Source organism: Neobacillus camarae (assembly GCF_054950115.1).
Genome location: NZ_JBUCKX010000005.1, coordinates 134,128 through 152,249 on the forward strand (window position 1 = coordinate 134,128; position 18,122 = coordinate 152,249).

Annotated in this window: 17 protein-coding genes; 16 read left to right on the forward strand and 1 reads right to left on the reverse strand. The window is 42.9% G+C overall.

The features are described 5' to 3' along the window. Positions 1-11 precede the first annotated feature (11 nt). From ACY8D0_RS25535 to ACY8D0_RS25585, 11 genes are all read left to right on the forward strand, one after another. Positions 12-1,088, forward strand: coding sequence for a flavin-containing monooxygenase (locus ACY8D0_RS25535; protein WP_462413270.1), 1,077 nt, complete (start codon positions 12-14; stop codon positions 1,086-1,088). 201 nt (positions 1,089-1,289) lie between these two features. Beyond that, positions 1,290-2,744 carry a PAS domain-containing sensor histidine kinase gene (locus ACY8D0_RS25540; RefSeq protein WP_462413271.1) on the forward strand — a complete coding sequence of 485 codons (1,455 nt, stop codon included), beginning with the start codon at positions 1,290-1,292 and terminating at the stop codon, positions 2,742-2,744. Next, complete coding sequence (locus ACY8D0_RS25545) at positions 2,738-3,388, forward strand: response regulator transcription factor (RefSeq protein WP_462413272.1); 651 nt, start codon at positions 2,738-2,740, stop codon at positions 3,386-3,388. The genes ACY8D0_RS25540 and ACY8D0_RS25545 overlap by 7 nt, the downstream gene beginning before the upstream one ends. Positions 3,389-3,599: 211 nt before the next feature. Then, on the forward strand, positions 3,600-4,034 hold the full coding sequence (locus ACY8D0_RS25550; RefSeq protein ID WP_462413273.1) for a MarR family winged helix-turn-helix transcriptional regulator: 435 nt from the start codon (positions 3,600-3,602) through the stop codon (positions 4,032-4,034). 16 nt (positions 4,035-4,050) lie between these two features. Continuing rightward, positions 4,051-4,701 carry an HlyD family secretion protein gene (locus ACY8D0_RS25555; RefSeq protein WP_462413274.1) on the forward strand — a complete coding sequence of 217 codons (651 nt, stop codon included), beginning with the start codon at positions 4,051-4,053 and terminating at the stop codon, positions 4,699-4,701. Between the two features lie 8 nt (positions 4,702-4,709). After that, positions 4,710-6,497: a DHA2 family efflux MFS transporter permease subunit gene (locus tag ACY8D0_RS25560; RefSeq protein WP_462413275.1), complete on the forward strand. Its 1,788-nt coding sequence runs from the start codon at positions 4,710-4,712 to the stop codon at positions 6,495-6,497. A 190-nt stretch (positions 6,498-6,687) separates the two neighbouring features. Then, entirely contained in the window at positions 6,688-7,395 is a 708-nt protein-coding gene (locus tag ACY8D0_RS25565) for a hypothetical protein (protein WP_462413276.1), read from the forward strand. Between the two features lie 122 nt (positions 7,396-7,517). After that, a complete protein-coding gene (locus ACY8D0_RS25570) occupies positions 7,518-7,886 on the forward strand; it encodes a hypothetical protein (RefSeq protein WP_462413277.1) in 369 nt (122 codons plus the stop codon). A 110-nt stretch (positions 7,887-7,996) separates the two neighbouring features. After that, positions 7,997-9,463, forward strand: a complete 1,467-nt coding sequence (locus tag ACY8D0_RS25575; protein WP_462413278.1) for a protein adenylyltransferase SelO — start codon at positions 7,997-7,999, stop codon at positions 9,461-9,463. Positions 9,464-9,721: 258 nt separating this feature from the next. Further along, positions 9,722-10,696, forward strand: a complete 975-nt coding sequence (locus ACY8D0_RS25580; RefSeq protein WP_462413279.1) for an NAD(P)H-dependent flavin oxidoreductase — start codon at positions 9,722-9,724, stop codon at positions 10,694-10,696. Between the two features lie 190 nt (positions 10,697-10,886). Then, positions 10,887-11,837: a ribose-phosphate diphosphokinase gene (locus ACY8D0_RS25585; protein WP_462413280.1), complete on the forward strand. Its 951-nt coding sequence runs from the start codon at positions 10,887-10,889 to the stop codon at positions 11,835-11,837. Between the two features lie 91 nt (positions 11,838-11,928). On the opposite strand, the gene ACY8D0_RS25590 is transcribed toward ACY8D0_RS25585, so the two are convergent. Next, positions 11,929-12,873, reverse strand: coding sequence for a LysR family transcriptional regulator (locus ACY8D0_RS25590; RefSeq protein WP_462413281.1), 945 nt, complete (start codon positions 12,871-12,873; stop codon positions 11,929-11,931). A 159-nt stretch (positions 12,874-13,032) separates the two neighbouring features. Between ACY8D0_RS25590 and ACY8D0_RS25595 the strand changes: the two genes are divergently transcribed. The 5 genes from ACY8D0_RS25595 to ACY8D0_RS25615 all read left to right on the forward strand — a co-directional run bounded on the left by ACY8D0_RS25595 (position 13,033) and on the right by ACY8D0_RS25615 (position 18,093). Next, positions 13,033-13,998, forward strand: a complete 966-nt coding sequence (locus ACY8D0_RS25595; protein WP_462413282.1) for a ribonucleotide-diphosphate reductase subunit beta — start codon at positions 13,033-13,035, stop codon at positions 13,996-13,998. Between the two features lie 14 nt (positions 13,999-14,012). After that, positions 14,013-14,486 carry a hypothetical protein gene (locus ACY8D0_RS25600; RefSeq protein WP_462413283.1) on the forward strand — a complete coding sequence of 158 codons (474 nt, stop codon included), beginning with the start codon at positions 14,013-14,015 and terminating at the stop codon, positions 14,484-14,486. Between the two features lie 175 nt (positions 14,487-14,661). Then, positions 14,662-15,831 carry an acyl-CoA dehydrogenase family protein gene (locus ACY8D0_RS25605; protein ID WP_462413284.1) on the forward strand — a complete coding sequence of 390 codons (1,170 nt, stop codon included), beginning with the start codon at positions 14,662-14,664 and terminating at the stop codon, positions 15,829-15,831. 2 nt (positions 15,832-15,833) lie between these two features. Further along, positions 15,834-16,481: a PHP-associated domain-containing protein gene (locus ACY8D0_RS25610; RefSeq protein ID WP_462413285.1), complete on the forward strand. Its 648-nt coding sequence runs from the start codon at positions 15,834-15,836 to the stop codon at positions 16,479-16,481. Between the two features lie 58 nt (positions 16,482-16,539). Beyond that, the gene (locus ACY8D0_RS25615) at positions 16,540-18,093 is read left to right on the forward strand and encodes a class I adenylate-forming enzyme family protein (RefSeq protein ID WP_462413286.1); all 1,554 of its coding nucleotides are present in this window, start codon (positions 16,540-16,542) and stop codon (positions 18,091-18,093) included. Positions 18,094-18,122 lie beyond the last annotated feature (29 nt).

The window sequence follows — 18,122 nt, forward strand, 5'->3', positions numbered from 1 at the left end:
GAATTGTCATCATGCAAAAACTTGATGTGATCATTATAGGGGGCGGGCAGGCCGGTCTTGCCCTCGGCTATTATCTGAAACAGTCTGAACTGTCATTTATCATCTTGGATAAAGGCCGGGAGGTTGGAGAAATTTGGAGAACACGTTACGACTCGCTTACCCTTTTTACCCCTGATCTCTACAGTTCATTACCCGGTTTTAGCTTTACCAATGCCAAAACAAGGTATCCTACAAAGGATGAGGTAGCTGATTATATGAAAGCTTATGCCATGAAAAATAAGCTTCCCATCCAGCATGGAACAGAAGTTTTGCGGCTTCGGCAGGTTCCAGATGGGTTTCATCTTCACACAAACCGTGGCGAGTTTTATGGCAATCAAGTAGTAGTGGCGACCGGTCCATTCCAAAAGCCATTCATTCCGAACTTTTCACAATCTTTATCGAATCAAGTTTTCCAGGTACATTCCTCACAATATAAAAATCCAGCACAGCTGCGAAAGGGTTCTGTGTTGGTGGTAGGGGGCGGCAATTCAGGTGCTCAAATTGCCGTTGAGTTATCCGCAGACAGGGACGTCTATTTTTCTGTCGGCCATAAATTGAAATTCCTGCCGGTAGAGATTGGCAGCAAAAGCATTTTCTGGTATTTTGAAAAGTTAGGATTGTATAATGCCAGTAAAGAATCGAAGATTGGAAGGTTCGTAAAAAGTAAAAACGATCCGATTTTCGGTTATGAACTGAAACCTTTAATTGAAAGTGGAAAAGTAAAACTAAAATCAAGGACGGCCACTGTTCAGGATGATAGCTTTCAATTTGAAGATGGAGGGGAATTAAGAGTAAACAATGTGATTTGGTCAACGGGATTCAAACCGAATTATCGTTGGATTGAGGTTAGCCATATATTAGACCCAAGCGGTTTTCCCGTCCACAATAGAGGCGTCACATCGGCTAAAGGTCTTTACTTTTTAGGGCTGCCATGGCAGCATAGCCGAAGTTCCGCTCTTATTGGCGGTGTGGGTAAGGATGCGGAATACCTATTTAACCAGATCACTAGAAAATCGAAAAGCCTGCACCCTTTCATTTCAATATCATAGTCAACAGCGATGTTGGCTATTTTTTATGACAATGTTTCTTCATACATGGCAGATATCCTAACCTAGAAAAAAAATACAAAAACAGGTAAAAGCGATGCAAACCACATGAAAAAAGCGACAGACACGCAAGAATTTTGCGGTTTGCAAGCATTTGGTTTCAGGTAAACTGAAGATAGTAAGAGAACTCGGGTGGTGTTTTTTATGAAAGACGGACAGGAATTTTTTGGAACCATTGCCGATCATACGAGTGATATGTTGATGATTGTCGACCGAAATCGCCATATTGTTTATATTACTCCCAATATCGTTGAATTGTCAGGATATAGTATGGAGGAACTGTTAAACAGGGACACATTTTTTATGGTTCATCCTGAGGATCGGTCCAATTTGGAAGCAAGGCATAAAAACTTGCTTGCCTCCGGTAAAAGTAACTCATCGGAATATCGGATTATCAAAAAGAATGGGGAAATCCGGTATTGTGAGTGCAAAACCACACCTCTGCCAGATACGGTTAATTACCTCCAGGTTGTAACGACAAGGGATATCACCGAAAGAAAGTTAATGGAATTGGAACTGGAACACCATAAGAACCGTCATGAACTTTTACAAAATAGCCTGAAAAACTTTTCACAAGACCTGTCGTTCGTGATGAAGCTTGCAGATTTGGAAGAGAGGCTAATAAAGGAAATAAAAACGGTCCTGCCAAACTCCCATCCTAAAATCTTGAAAAACTATCCCGAAACCAGTAGCAGCTCCGAATTCGTAACAGGAAATGTATTGGTTCACGCTGACAAGCTGTTGATTAAAATAGGCGAGCGGGGGAAACAGCCTTTTATGATTTCCCTGTACAAGGAAGCTGTTCGCGAAAAAATGGACTCCATCTGGCTGGAGACATTAGCTTATTATGCCATCATGGTCTTTGAAAATTTGTCCATGATTGAGAATCTGATCAACCAACTGGAAACGGCTGTAAAAAGCAAAGAAACACCGCAATGGGTGCTGCGGATGATGTTTAATCTGCAGGAACAGCAGCGATTGACCTTATCCAGTGACCTGCATGATACCGTGCTTCAAGATCAAATAGAATTATATAGAAGACTCGAATCCCTTCTTAATCGTTACCCTATCGAAACGGAGACCAAAACAAAACTTACTAATATTGAACAGGGATTGCTTGACATTATCCACCAAATCCGGACGACATGCAATACCTTGCGCCCACCTCTGTTGAGGGAATTAGGATTGGAAAGGGCGTTGGAAAATCTGTTCGAGCATATCCAGATTACGTCCACCTATAAAATTATCTTTCGTTCGGAGGAAATTTCTACTCTTCCGTTAAGCGAGGAGCAAACCATTGGGATCTACCGAATTGTCCAAGATTTACTCCATCATGCAGAAGAAGACGTCAGGGCCAATCTCGTCACCTTTGAGCTCTATTCTGAAAAAGATCAATTGAAGCTGGTGTATGGCGATGATGGAGTGGGATTGGATATACAGGATGAACACTCTGAACCAGACCGTATGAGATTATCGAATATCTACCAGAGGGCACAAAGTCTCGGAGGGAAAATCAAATTCCGTTCCAACCAAGGCTATGGATTAACTGCAGCGTTAGAGCTGCCCATTCAATTAGAAAGGAGCATCGTAAAATGGTAAATATTTTAATCGTAGACGACCATTTATCGATTATCGAAGGCACGAAAATGCTGTTGGAACAAGAACCTGATTTTAACATTACCGTCGAAAGCAGTTCGTTGAACGCGATGAACTTAATTAAGCTCCACCATTATGATGCAATGTTGTTTGATTTGTATATGCCGCATCTCAATGGCCTGGAGCTGGCGAAGCAGGCCTTGGCTTATAATCCGGAACTAATTATCCTCATCTATACCGGCTTTGATATAAAGCCCCATTTCAATCTTCTGGTCGAAGCGGGTGTAGCCGGATTTGTTTCCAAAACATCGTCGAGGGAGGAATTGGTTTCGGGGATTCGGGCTGCCTTAAGGCGCCAGGTTGTCTTGCCGCTATCGCTGGTGCGGGAACTGAGAAGACCGGGTATCATAACGGAAACCTCCAATACCAACGAAAAAGTGATACTAACAACTAATGAAGAGCAGATTCTTTTAGAACTATCTAAGGGCAAAAGCACACGGGAAATCGCCGCCGCCTTAGCTATGAGCCAGCGATCCCTTGAATACAACTTAACAGCCCTGTACCAAAAATTCAGCGTACGGACAAGGGTTGACACAATTGCCAAGGCCAAAAAACTCGGGCTAATTCCTGAGGAAGAATTGAAATAAATGGGCCGGTCTTCCGGCCCAGCTAAAGTATGAACTGCGGGGGAATACCTGGCAGTTTTTGTTTTGCTGTTACAATTTTTGGATGAAGACATATTGATAGGAAATTAATAAAAGTTGACACATACAATATGGTATGGGATTATATATCGCATACAAATAATTCGTATACGAAATATTTGCATCAACATTAATTTGGAAAGGAGGGACGTAAGTGAAGAGTGCCTATAATAGTGAAATTCTAAATTCCTTTTCAACTATTAATAAACTCTTTTACAAAATATCAAAACAAGATGCGGATAAAAATGGGTTAACCGTAGTTCAGCTAAAGGCACTTTATCGAATTTCGTCACAGCCCAATATCGGCTTGATGGAACTAGCCGATGTCTTGAAACTGACAAATAGTACCGTCAGCGGGGTAGTCGACCGAATGGTGCAAAACGGCTTGGTGGAACGACATACGCTTGAACATGACCGCAGGGCTATCATGATTCGGCTTTCGGAAAAAGGGGAAGAAAAGTTAGAAGAAGTCATCCAAAACGAATCAGAGTTAGTCACAAAGCTGGAACGGATTAAACAACTGCCCGAAGAAGATATACAAAATCTCATGCGGATTCATGAAAAAATCCGCGCTATACTTGAGGAGTAAGGAGAAACAACCAGAAATGAATACGAGACGAATGATTGTTATTAATGTAATTTTGCTCATCGTTTTAGTTGGCGGGGGATTTGTAGGCTATTATTACTTCAACGAATCTGTCAATTACCTGTCAACTGATAATGCCCAAATTTCAGGGCAGCAAGTGAGTATTGCCTCGCCTGCAGCAGGTAAACTCGTAGAATGGAGCGGCCATACCGGAGACAATTTTGCCAAAGATGAAACCATTGGGACTGTGGAAGTACAAGGCACCCAAGGTAATGCTGTAGATATGCCTGTAAAAGCCCCTGCTGACGGAACGATTGTACAGTCAAATGCAGTGGAAAATTCCATGACGGCTGCCGGAAACCAGCTTGCTGTCAGCTATGATTTAGAACACCTATGGGTTACTGCTAATATTGAAGAAACAAAATTAATTGATGTGAAAGTCGGTCAGGACGTCGATGTGTATGTTGATTCGTTTCCGAACGTGACCTTAAACGGTAAGGTGCAAGAGATTGGATTGGCAACAGCCGGAACTTTTTCACTTTTGCCATCTAACAGTTCATCTGGAAATTACACAAAAGAAACACAGGTAATTCCTGTGAAAATTTCGCTTGATAGTTACGGAGAAAGATTGGTTCCCGGAATGAATGTAACAGTGCGAATTCATAAGTAGGTGATACCATGTCCATTTTTATCGCAGGTTATATTCTATTATCCATGCTCCTGATCGGGACCGTTAATTTCATGCTGCGAAAACAGAGGAAAAATAACGGTGGAGAAAAGGAACGAAATCGGGCTTCCATGAGAAAGAAAAAACCAGAAACAGACTCAATAGACCCAATCGTACAAATCTCAACAAAAAGCGAAAATATAACGATTGAGAAAAAAGAAACTCATATACCCGTACCAGAGCCCAGCAAAGAAACGGCAGAGGCCTCGTCATATGACCGTTTTAAAACTGGCAGGGGCAAACTAATTTTCACGATGATGCTCGGAGCGTTTGTGGCGGTATTAAATCAAACCTTGCTGAACGTGGCAATTCCGCATATCATGAATGACTTGAATGTTTCGGCCAGCACCGTACAATGGTTGTCCACCGGTTACATGCTGACTAACGGCGTTTTCATTCCAATTACCGCCTATCTCATTTCGAGGCTAGGCACGAGGAAGTTGTTTATATCAGCGATATTTGCGTTTACGTTAGGGTCGGTTATTTGTTCGGTGTCGACCACCTTCTCTCTACTGATGCTTGGCAGGGTGATACAGGCAGCTGGCGCCGGGGTCATCATGCCGTTATTAATGACCGTTTTCTTAACGATATTCCCGCCAGATAAGCGGGGCGCGGCCATGGGGCTGTTTGGCGTCGCCATTCTGTTTGCACCAGCGATTGGGCCGACCCTATCTGGCTGGCTAATCGGCCATTACTCTTGGCGCATTTTGTTTGATATTGTGATTCCGTTTGGTATCTTGGCCATCATAATGGCTTTTGCCTGGATGGTGGATGTGGCGGAAATCACCAAACCGAAATTTGATACGGCAGGTTTTGTTTTATCAACTGTAGGGTTAGGCTTTTTGCTATACGGATTTAGTGAGGCAGGAAATAATGGCTGGGATAGCAAAATTGTAGCGATTACCCTTACAATCGGGGTTATTGGGTTAGTTGCGTTTATTTGGCGGGAGTTAACCACCGACCAACCGATGTTGGATTTGCGGGTATTCAAATATGATATTTTTGCCTTGACCACCGTCATCTCGATGATTATTAATATGGCGATGTTTGCGGCCATGCTGCTGGTTCCGATTTACCTGCAAAATATCCGCGGATTCACAGCACTTGATTCAGGCCTTTTGATGCTTCCAGGCGCCATCGCGATGGCCATTATGATGCCGATTTCCGGTTGGTTATTTGATCGGATAGGTGCAAGGTGGTTAGCTGTTTTTGGATTAATTGTTACCGTTATTACCACCTGGCAATTTACCCATCTTTCCATGACGACGACGTATGGATTTATTATGGTGCTTTATGTCATGAGGATGTTTGGCATGTCGTTTTTATCAATGACGGTGACCACGGAGGGAATGAATCAGCTTCCGGCACGGTTGGCTGGCCATGGGACAGCTGCTTCAAATACCGCCAGAACCGTCGCAAGCAGCCTTGGTACAGCTTTCTTGGTAACCGTCATGACCACAAGAAGTACGTTCCATACGTTCAACTATGGCAATGTTATCACAAGTGCCAATCCGTATCTTTCTGCGAAACTAGCTGGATTAGGCCGCACGATTACCGCTGCGGCCGGGATTTCCGCCCAGAAAGGACAAATATTGGCCACGTATACCATTTATGGTCAGGCCGCAAAAAATGCCACAATCAGCGGTATTAACGACGCATTTGTGGTAGCTACCGGTATAGCAGCCGTTGCTTTATTGCTTGCTTTTTTTATTAAAAGAGCGAAACCTCAAGCAGAATAATGGTTATTCGATAGCATGGGGCTATCCATAAAGGGGTCAGTGTTAGAACCCTTAATGGATAGCCCCTTTTTGCAATTTCTAAATGGGAACAGTATTTTTTCATTCACAAAAATTTACTTTTTTAAATAAAGGATAATGAAGAATAATGTCGAAAAAGCATAGTGAAGTTTAACATGGAAAGGGTGAGGGAATGATGCAACTGAAAGCAGTAAAGGAAAAAGTAATCGAATTTACCCAAAGCGATTCTCGGAAGTTCCGAAAAGATTATCCCATTTCAGACGAATTAAGGGAGGTCATGCTAGACAAGGTATTCAGGGAGTTCATGATATTTGTGTTAGATGAATATTATGATGCTTATACGCCGATTTCACAAGAATTTGTGGATGAACATGCGATTCCTGAAGAGAAAAAGGATGGTTTGATCCATAACCTGTTTTGGTGGCGGATCTTTTATGATGCGAACATACATTTAAAAAGCTGTATAGAGGAATATATTTCCGAAAACTATCAAATGCTTCATAAGAAACCCATTTTGCTTTCATGGCTGAGGGAATGTGATAAGGTCGTACCGAAATTCTATTACGTGGGGTATAAACATAATAATAGATCTTATGTAGTTATTGATATGTTGGAGGAAAAACCTTTAGAAGTCATCGTTCTCGATCCATCCGCTGTACCACCTGAAAAAGGTGAAATTGCGATGGGAATCTTAATCCCGATAGGAGACAGCTTATACATTCCCATCGTGGACTTTTACCACTTTAACCCCAATGCTACCCAAGAAATCGCCATGCATTTGCATTATTATTATGAAAAACACCTTAAAACCTCTTCCATGTATGCTGCGTTCCTCCATGTGCTCTCGTCCATGCTCCAAATTGAAAAAATTCTGCAATGATAGCTTGAACGTATAATAATCCATACCACCCCCAATAAACTTTGAAAATAATAACAGTGGGTGGTACATTTACAATTCAAAACATAAACTCTTCTTAGGAAAGTTGATAAGGAGAGGAAAACATGCACTACGAAAGGCAAAAAGCCATGATGCTGGCTGAACAAATGAATGAGTTTATTCGTTTTGTCGTAAAAAGCCATGAAAACCAAAAAAGCCTTCATCCCAATACCGATAAAATCTATCAAATAAAACTTTGGATAGAAGATTTTAAGTTTCAAATCATCGCTGATGAATTGATCAGAATCAACCAGTACGATTGGGATGAAAAATACACTCACTACTTGGTGGGTCAGTTTGAAAAGGGCATTCATGTCATCGAGGAATACGTAAAAAACAACTACCATGACTTATTTATTTTTACTGCAAGGCTTTACACATTAACGAATCTAAGCCAATCCTTCCATAATCTGAAGACTAATGTAGAAAATTAATGTTTTAATAAGCAGGTTTCTAATGTGATAATATTGAAAAGAAATATGGTATTTCTTTTGATAAAAAGGAAAACTAATGTTAATGATGCCTAAAGAAATAAGGAGATACAATGGAAAAAGAAATCAACAATTCGGGTTGGAACTTTGACAACAGTTATGCCCGGCTATCGAATTTGTTTTTTACCAGTCAAAACCCTAGCCCCGTACGGTCGCCTAAGTTGGCGGTCTTTAACCATGAGTTGGCGGAATCCTTAGGGTTGGATGTCATGTCGTTGCAAAGTGAAGTTGGCGTTGCGGTGTTTGCGGGAAATAAAATTCCCGAAGGTGCGTCACCGCTTGCCCAAGCATATGCAGGGCATCAGTTCGGGCATTTTACCAGGTTGGGCGACGGAAGGGCGCTGTTGCTTGGAGAACACATATCCCCCAATGGAAAGCGTGTGGATATTCAGCTGAAAGGTTCGGGAAGAACGCCTTACTCACGGGGAGGCGATGGGCGCGCGGCTTTAGGGCCAATGCTGCGCGAATACATCATTAGCGAAGCAATGCACGCGCTTGGCATACCAACCACACGGAGCCTGGCAGTGGTGGATTCGGGTGAGCCTGTATACAGGGAAACCGCCTTGCCTGGCGCCATCCTGACCCGTGTGGCAGCCAGTCATATCCGCGTCGGTACCTTTCAATACGCAGCCGCTTGGGGGTCAGTGGAAGAACTCCGGAACTTGGCTGACTATACCATCAAGCGCCATTATCCCGAGGTTGAGGCTACTGTGAATCCTTATCTATCGCTGTTGCAGCAAGTCATTAAGCGTCAAGCGGAGTTGATTGCCAAATGGCAGTTGGTCGGATTTATTCATGGTGTAATGAACACCGACAATATGGCGATAAGTGGAGAAACGATTGATTACGGTCCATGTGCTTTTATAGATATCTATGACCCGGCCACTGTGTTCAGTTCGATTGACAGAGAAGGGCGTTATGCCTACGGAAATCAGCCCTATATCGGTGGGTGGAATCTGGCCCGATTTACAGAAACATTAATACCATTGCTTCACGAAGATGAGGAACAAGGGTTAAAGTTGGCACAGGATGCCATTTCCGAGTGTTCGAAGCTGTATCAAGCTAATTGGCTTCAGGGGATGAGAGCAAAATTGGGTATTTTCAATGAAGAAACTGGTGATGAGTCCCTGTTTGAGAACCTGCTGAATTTGATGAAGCAGTACCAGGCGGACTATACCAATACCTTCCGTGCCTTAACTTTGGAAAAACCCGAGGAGACGGGGCTAGCTGGAATTCCAGAATTTGAACAGTGGCATCAGCAATGGAAAGAAAGATTGGCCAGACAGGCAAAATCAGCCGACGCTTCTCTGGAATTAATGCGAAACTCAAATCCGTCTGTAATCCCAAGAAACCATCGGGTTGAAGAAGCGTTGGAGGCTGCTGAAAAGGGGGACTACACGGTAATGGAAACACTGCTAGAAGTCCTATCAAACCCTTACCAATTCTCTTCGGAACAAGAGAAATACTGTAAACCACCCGCACCGTCAACCATACGATACCAAACCTTCTGCGGGACCTGAATTGTGTAGAAGGTTGTCTTGCATCAAAATGGGTAACCAAACCAAATAAACAAAAGCTGGGGCAATCATTGTGATTGCCCTTTGCCATTGAACGGAAGAAGATGTTTTTTTATAATATTCGAAATTGATTGACTACTATCTGCTAAATGTGGTAATTTTTAGTATAGTATTATAGTAGAAAAAGAAGTTTAGAAACAAAAATGTAAGCGTTTGCCTGTTGGTTATCGTCAAAAACTTTTGAACGGAGGATTGATACATATGCCTAACATTCCGGAAATCCTTAAAAAACTGCGTATTCCTGTCATTGGTTCACCCCTTTTTATTATTAGTAACCCTAAGCTTGTGATTGAGCAGTGTAAGGCAGGCATTGTTGGTTCCATGCCCGCGCTTAATGCGCGGCCAGTTTCTCAGCTAGACGAATGGCTGGCTGAAATTACGGAAAAGCTTGCCGATTATAATGCCCGCAATCCAGAACGCCCAGCCGCTCCATTTGCCATAAACCAAATTGTCCATAAGTCGAATGACCGCTTGGAGCAAGATATGGAATTATGTGTAAAATATAAAGTCCCGATCATTATTACATCTTTGGGGGCACGTGAAGAGGTCAATATCGCCGCTCATAGCTACGGAGGATTTGTTTTGCATGACATTATTAACAACAAGTTTGCCCATAAGGCGATTGAGAAGGGGGCAGATGGTTTGATTGCGGTTGCGGCCGGTGCAGGAGGCCATGCCGGCAGCAAGAGCCCGTTCGCACTGGTTCAGGAAATCCGCCAGTGGTTTGACGGACCGGTTGCTTTGTCAGGGTCAATTGCCAACGGGAAAGCGATACTCGCAGCCCAAGCCATGGGGGCCGACCTCGCCTATATTGGCTCGCCTTTTATTGCCACCCATGAAGCACGTGCGGTTGATGAGTATAAGCAGGCCATTGTGGATAGTACTTCTGATGACATTGTATACAGCAATCTGTTTACGGGAGTCCATGGAAACTATCTTGCCCCGTCGATTCGGGCAGCGGGATTAGACCCAAATGCGCTTCCGGAAAGCGACCCTTCAAAAATGAATTTTGGCGGAGAGGGAAAAGCAAAAGCCTGGAAGGATATTTGGGGAAGCGGCCAAGGGATTGGTGTCATTAACGAAATTTCCAGCACAGCAGCTTATGTAAATAAACTTCACCAAGAGTATATTACAGCCAGGGAAGACCTAATGAAAGCCAGTCAAGTATTTGCTTAAACCAATCCAATGAAACCAACCGCATCCATAAGGGGCGGTTGGTTTGTTTTTAATTCAAACTCGAAATAAACAATTCCCGTGCTTTTACCAATTAAATTTAACAAAAATACATTACAATACCACAAAAGTGTTTAATATAGTAAAATAATGAGTAAAGCTTTTAGGGCAAAAACCATTTGGAGGAAAAAAAGTGACGTACCAACTGAGAAATAATTTTAAAATGTTTGCGTTAAAATCAAATCGAAAGCTGGCAGAGGAAATTGCCAATCTCTTGGGCTGCGAGTTAGGGAAGTGCTCTGTATCCAAATTTAGCGATGGAGAGCTTCAAATAACGATTGAAGAAAGCGTCCGGGGCAATGAGGTATATGTTATTCAATCAACCTCCTACCCGGTTAATGAAAGTATTATGGAACTTTTAATTATGATTGATGCGTTAAAGCGGGCATCGGCAGGTAAAATCAATATTATCATCCCGTATTTCTCCTATGCGCGGCAAGACCGCAAAGCCCGTTCCCGTGAGCCGATTACAGCCAAGTTAGTGGCGAATCTGTTGGAAATGGCCGGAGCGAACCGGGTTCTCACCATGGATCTTCATACATCACAAATCCAAGGTTTTTTTGATATCCCTGTGGAACATTTAATTGGTGTGCCAATCCTTGCCCAGTATTTCGAGGCAAAAGGTTTGGATGATCTTGTGGTGGTCGCAGCGCATAACGGCAGCATGGGCAGGGCGCGTAAATTGGCCAAAATCTTAAATGCTCCTATTGCCCTTATTGACAAAAGACAGCCACAGGAAAAGGGAGCCGAAACCGTCGATGTGGTTGGGAATGTCGCAGGAAAAAATGCTATCATTATCGATGATTTGATTGATACAGGCTCTACCATTACTTTTGCCGCCAAAGCCTTGGCTGAAAGCGGGGCAAAATCGATCTTTGCCGGTGCTACCCATGCAGTATTCACCGATAAGTCAATCGAAAGTATAGCCGCTTCACCAATTGAAGAGTTAGTGGTAACCAATACGATTAATATCCCTGAAGAAAAGCTGATTCCAAAAATAAAGACAATCACGGTAGCACCTTTATTGGCAGAGGCGATTGAACGGATTCATAATGAAAAAGCTGTTACTCCATTATTTGAATAAATTGGAAAACGGATGCGATCCTTTTTTCCAAAAAGAGACGGAAATGAATATTAATTCATTTCCGTTTTTCTCATTAAGGCAGCGGTGTAATTTATTTTCTAAAACCAATGTTCGAAAGTTGATCATCTTCCTTTGCTAAATGTTTCTTGAGAATAAGCAAAAAGAGCTTAGCTTCTTTTGATAGTCCTTTTTTGGACGTCATGTATCCCATGGGTATTTGAACTTGTTCCTTTTTCAGAATAAATGGAATCAGTTTCATTTTTTTGTTATTTAACAATGAATTTTTGATTGCTAAATCAAAGGCGAGGGTTATGGCCCGCCCATCTTCAACGGTTTTCCGGATTACTTCCGTATTGTTGGAGGCAAACAAGATATTAAGGGAACCGTATTTGGATTCCAATTTTTGATAGAATTCTCTTACGAATTGGCTGTTATAAACAACAATTGGCTGGTCAATTAAATCGATAGGATAAATTTGTTTCCGAGATGCCAATGGAGACGAGTGACTGACGAGGGCATATAATTTTGTTGTAAATAGACTATTAAAAACAAGATCCTCATAGCTTTCAAATATTTTGTGTATACCTTGATAGACGTGAATAAAGCCGATATCAATTCTCTCTTGATTTACTCCTTCGATAATAGCCTCTGTGGGGTTTTCATCTATTTCCACCTTAATATTCGGGTGTTCTTTCATAAAGGCTTTAAAAGAGTCTAGTAAGAGGGAGTTAAATAAACCAGGCACTGCAGATATTTTTAAAAGGACATTTATGGTTTTGTTCATCTTTTGAACTTGATCTTCAAACTCTTTTAATTTAGTGACTATTTCCTCAGCTCTTCCGACCAGGATTTTTCCTTCATTGGTTGGTTCCACTCCTGAGCGTAAACGTTTAAAAAGTTTTATCCCCAACTCTTTTTCCAAAGAGGCAATGGAACGGCTGATACCGGATTGTGAAACATAATAGTTTTGTGAAGCAGACGTGATGGATTTTGTTTTGGCTACTTCGACAATATACTTTAATTGTTCAATATTCATGTCCACCCTCCATGACTTTTAATCATAAACCCATGATTAATAGTTATTTTACAAGTAATTACCACTTTTGTAAAATTAATTCAGAAATATCACAAATTTCAAAGGTGTCTTCAGTAGATCGAAGAGTGGTGTTACATATTCAGTGAAGGAGGTTAGGCCTTGTCTGAAAGCTTTAAAAACATTGATCATGTCAGCATCGAATCCCTGCATCATGACTTCCATGTGAATTCTGTCATTGATTATATTCATGACGGGATTCGCAAGTTAGATAAAAATTATGCCTTGGATCTATACCAAAAATATGAACAACAGCGGTGGAAGGTTCAGGAACTGGATTTTACCCAGGATCGGATTGATTGGAATGAAAAATTATCCGGGGAGCAGCGGAAATCTTTTTTAAGTATTGCAACCGGATTTCATCATGGAGAGCGGCAAGTAGCGGTAGATGTCATTCCAATTATATCAGCGATGCCTATCGATGAGCATAAAATCTTTCTTGCCAGTCATTTAGAAGATGAGGCACGGCACACCATCTTTTTTGATCGTTTTTACCGGGAAGCGATTGGCATTGAAGCGGACAATATGATGGAAACATTGGATAAATCGTTTGATTTTATGAGTGAAACCTTTATTGGTTCATTCGGTTTCTTGGCGTATTTGGTGGATCAAATTCGGTTAAACCCGGATGACAGGAAATTGCTAGTATCGGCACTGACTAATTATCAAATGTGGATTGAAGGGGTATTAGCGATAAGTGTTATGAAAATCACCTTAAGCTTTTGTAAGGAAAACAATGTTCTGCCCGCTTTTCACAAAGGTTTTATCGCCACAACTCGCGATGAATCCCGTCATATTCAATTCGGGATGAAATTATTAAGTGAGTTAATTCATGATGACCCGTCGCTTGTGCCGGTTGTCTATGACACCGTCAATACGATGTTGGCCATGAGTAATACGTATACCCAAACGATAGACTATTCGCCACTTGGCCTGGAGCGTGACACGATTCGAAATACCATGATCCGGAACTTACAGAAAAAGTTTTACATGATTGGGCTGACGATCCCGAAAAACATACAAGAATTAATGGATTCGATAGTGCCTGAAGCGGCGGCTGGCGGTTGATAAGGAGGGGATCAATGGGCGTATTATTGTTCAGTGAAGCTTGGGTAGACCAGTTTATGAAAGAGACCCTTAAAGGGCCCAGTCCGGAACGAAAAGAAAAAGTGGACGAGAATTATTGGAATTGGATTGAGCAGCGAAAGAAGAAAATGGATATCCGACTAGGGCTGGTATTAAAAAGGCAGCATCTGCAAGCCGATCAGTTCGCGTATTTCGATATCGTCCAGGGAAATGTGGTTAACGCCTATTTAGGGGTGGCAGAAGAAAGGGGAACCGCTGATTTTCTGCTTGCGGGCACGGAGGACGATTGGTATGAAATCATCGAGGGGCCCAGGGAGTTGACCCAAAATATGATGTACCGCCGGGTAAGACTAGTTCAGGGAAACCTTCATGATTTCTTCCGAAGCATTTATTATTTTGTCGAGCTGCTCAGATGCGGCATCCGGGTTCCAACGGTGTTTGAACACATTTATCCAACCGAGAAAGTTTAGTTGGTTATTGAAATGGTCGAAGTAACTAGTTGAAAATGTTTCTCTGCATGCAAATAAATCTCTAAGTTTATGAATAGCTATTAGAGACTAGCTTTTTTCACTCAAAATGTAAGCGTTTACTAATAGAGCTCAATCTTTGACTCTATTAAAAAATACAAGAGAAGAGGTATGTGGAATGGACTTCACATTAAATGATGAACAAAAAATGATCCAGCGCACCGTTAGGGAATTCGTGAAAAAAGAGTTAATGCCTTATGAGCAGGAAGTATTAAAAAATGAACGAGAAGGCCGCCCCGGAATGGACCCGGAAGACCTCAAAAGAATCCGGGAAAAAGCGAAAGATCTAGGCTTTTGGGGGATCAATACGCCAGAAGAATTCGGTGGTGCAAACTTGGGACCCGTCATGACGGCCCTTATCTCCATGGAGCTCGGGCGTACCTTCGTTCCCTTTAATTTCGGCGGCTCGGCGGATAACATCCTTTACTACTGTAATGAAGAACAAAAGGAAAAGTACCTTATTCCTGTCATTAACGGAGAAAGAAAATCCTGCTTTGCCCTAAGTGAGCCTTCTGCCGGGTCTGATGCGGGAAACATCAAAATGACCGCTGTCAAAAAAGGCGACCAGTGGGTTTTGAATGGCGAGAAAGTTTTTATCACCAACGGTAACGAAGCAGATTTTGCCATGGTGTTTGCAGTGACCGACAAAGAAAAGGGTGCAAGAGGAGGCGTCACCTGCTTTCTGGTAGACCGGGATATGGGCTGGCGTTCTGAGTACATCCATACCATGGGTGAATGGGGACCCGCTTCCCTTGTCTTTGAAGATGTCCACGTGCCAGAAGAAAATATCCTCGGCGAAATTGGCGGCGGATTTAATTTGGGCATGCAATGGATTGGCCAAGGCCGCTGGCTGATTCCGGCCCGGGCTATCGGTGCATCGGAACGATTGCTGCAAATGGGCATTGACCAGTCGAAAACTCGCGTCACCTTCGGGAAGCCAATTGCTGACCGTCAGGCGATCCAATGGATGATTGCCGATTCAGGAGTAGAAATTGAAGCGACCAAATGGCTGGTCCTGCGGGCAGCATGGCTTCAAGAAAGAGGGCAGGATAACCGTCACGCTGCTTCAATGGCGAAACTCTATGGTTCTAATATGGCCAACCGTGTCGTAGACCGTGTCCTTCAGATTCATGGCGGGATGGGTTACACGAAAGAATTGCCGATTGAACGCTGGTATCGGGAAATGAGGTTGTGGCGGATATTTGAAGGAACAGACGAAATCCAACGCTTTATTATTTCGCGCAACTTAATCCGCGGCCACGTTAAAGTCGGTGAATTGCTGGATTAGGAATGCTAATCGAGACCCATCTGCACACGGCCATCGGCTCCTATGACGGTGCGATTCAAATAGATAATTTGGTTGATTGGCTAAAAGCTAGTTCAGTAGATGGCATTTGTATTACGGACCATGATTTTGTGATGCCGCGTCGCACTCTGCAAGAAATTCAGGAACGGACGGGTTGTCTTGTCGTACAGGGTGTGGAGGTGACTACAGATATAGGGCATATTCTTGCCTATGGTTTGGATGAATATATTCCTGGGATTCATAGAATCGAAGTTTTGCGCAAGGAAATAGACCGCAGACAGGGAGCACTGGTTTTGGCCCACCCGTTTCGAAGTGAGCTGAATCCACACTATCAATACGGCGGCAAGCCACCAGGGCTCCCCAAGTGGGAAACCGTTCTCGAACGGCCTATTTTTCAATATGTAGATGCCCTTGAGGCTTGTAATGGTACTGGGGTGAGAGAAGAAGAATATTGCGTACGGAATGCCGCCCATGAGTTGGGGTTAGCGGTTACTGGCGGAAGTGATGCCCATCATTCCCACTCTTTAGGAAGATGTTTAACTATCATGGGCGACATCAGAACCGAAAAGGAATTCATAGAAGCCATCTTGGCAGGGGAATGTAACGGAATGGATTTAAGACAACATAAGTAATTCCACTATAATTACAATCTGCTAAATAATCTATTTTTCCATTTCGATTTTCAATAGATTGGGAGGGATTGTTATCGCACTGATTAAAGATTTATTGGATGAGAATATCCAAAAGTATGGTGAGTATTCATTTATTTATTATGGAGACCAAACTTATAGCAATCTCGATGCCTTAAAACATGCCAACCAGATTGCCCATGGCTTAAGAAATCTAGGAATCCAACAAGGAGACCGGGTCCTGGTATGCATGCCCAATTGCCCAGAGGTCCTGTTTTCATATCAAGGCATTACCCGCGCAGGAGCCATCATCGTTCCTGTCATGTACTTATTACATGCGCATGAGATTGAATATATAATCAAAGCTTCTCGTGCGAAGGCGGTGATCACGTCTTCTGAGCTTTTGCCAAAAATCAAGGAGAGTGTCCGACCTATAAATGATAAACCTTTCGTTCTTGTCTGTGATGATTTTGAGGATTCGGATGCCATAAGCTTATCCAACCTTACAAAGCAAACTGATGCGGACACAAGTCCGGACGTTTCGGGATTAACCGAGAATGATCCAGCGGTCATTCTCTTTACCTCAGGGACCACCGGTAAGCCAAAAGGCGTCATTCTCACCCACAAGAACCTATATTCAAATGCGTCTGCTTCGCTTACTTCGAACCCAAATCCAGACCGCATTACGACTATTGGCATCCTCCCGTTAGCACATGTCTTTGGGCTGACCGTTTCCAATGTGCTGTATTTGCGGGGATCCTCAATTGTCGTGTTCTCCAAATTTGATCCGGAGAAAGTATTTGCGGCGATTGAAAAATATAAAGTGACTTCCTTTTCAGTTGTACCGGCGATGGTCTATGCGATGCTGAATCATCCCAATGCGGATAAGTATGATTTATCCAGTTTGGAAAAATTAGGATCAGGTTCCGCGGCCTTGCCGGATGCAATCAGACTTGCCTTCAAAGAAAAATTTAATGTAGACGTATATGATGGGTACGGCTTATCAGAGGCTGCTCCCGCCGTCTCGGGTTATCGTGATGGAATGCCGTATAAAAAAGGATCTGTCGGCGTTCCAATCGAAGGGGTGGAGATTCGAATCGTCGATCCAAATGATCGGGAAGTCCCCGTTGGTGAAGTGGGCGAATTAATTGTCCGCGGTGATAATGTCACCCCCGGATATTTTGAAAATGAAGAAGAGACGGCCCGTGTCTTAAAAAATGGCTGGCTCCATACAGGTGACATGGCAAAGCTGGATGAGGAAGGGTTCTTGTATATTGTGGATCGAAAGAAAGACTTGATTATTCGCGGCGGGTTCAACATTTATCCCCGTGATATCGAAGAATTGCTTTCCGCTCACCCGGCAGTGTTGGAGAACGCGGTGATTGGCGTCCCGGATGAACGGATGGGTGAGGAAGTTCTGGCTTTCGTGGTCAAGAAGCCCGGTAGTGATGTTACACAGCAAGAATTAATCGAGTATTGTCAAGCCCACATTGCGAAAAACAAGTCACCCAGAAATATTGTCTTTATCGATTCACTTCCGCGAAATGGCGTAGGGAAAATCTTGAAAACGCGATTAAGAGATTATATCGCAACCGGTCAGCCATCTCAAAGCTAGTTGTTTAGGGTTTATGCATAACAAGTAGG

Coding starts and splice junctions, on each gene's coding strand:
- ACY8D0_RS25535 (WP_462413270.1), top strand. CDS start 12: ATGCAAAAACTTGATGTGATCATTATAGGGGGCGGGCAGGCCGGTCTT.
- ACY8D0_RS25540 (WP_462413271.1), top strand. CDS start 1,290: ATGAAAGACGGACAGGAATTTTTTGGAACCATTGCCGATCATACGAGT.
- ACY8D0_RS25545 (WP_462413272.1), top strand. CDS start 2,738: ATGGTAAATATTTTAATCGTAGACGACCATTTATCGATTATCGAAGGC.
- ACY8D0_RS25555 (WP_462413274.1), top strand. CDS start 4,051: ATGAATACGAGACGAATGATTGTTATTAATGTAATTTTGCTCATCGTT.
- ACY8D0_RS25560 (WP_462413275.1), top strand. CDS start 4,710: ATGTCCATTTTTATCGCAGGTTATATTCTATTATCCATGCTCCTGATC.
- ACY8D0_RS25565 (WP_462413276.1), top strand. CDS start 6,688: ATGATGCAACTGAAAGCAGTAAAGGAAAAAGTAATCGAATTTACCCAA.
- ACY8D0_RS25570 (WP_462413277.1), top strand. CDS start 7,518: ATGCACTACGAAAGGCAAAAAGCCATGATGCTGGCTGAACAAATGAAT.
- ACY8D0_RS25575 (WP_462413278.1), top strand. CDS start 7,997: ATGGAAAAAGAAATCAACAATTCGGGTTGGAACTTTGACAACAGTTAT.
- ACY8D0_RS25580 (WP_462413279.1), top strand. CDS start 9,722: ATGCCTAACATTCCGGAAATCCTTAAAAAACTGCGTATTCCTGTCATT.
- ACY8D0_RS25590 (WP_462413281.1), bottom strand. CDS start 12,873: ATGAATATTGAACAATTAAAGTATATTGTCGAAGTAGCCAAAACAAAA.
- ACY8D0_RS25600 (WP_462413283.1), top strand. CDS start 14,013: ATGGGCGTATTATTGTTCAGTGAAGCTTGGGTAGACCAGTTTATGAAA.
- ACY8D0_RS25605 (WP_462413284.1), top strand. CDS start 14,662: ATGGACTTCACATTAAATGATGAACAAAAAATGATCCAGCGCACCGTT.
- ACY8D0_RS25610 (WP_462413285.1), top strand. CDS start 15,834: ATGCTAATCGAGACCCATCTGCACACGGCCATCGGCTCCTATGACGGT.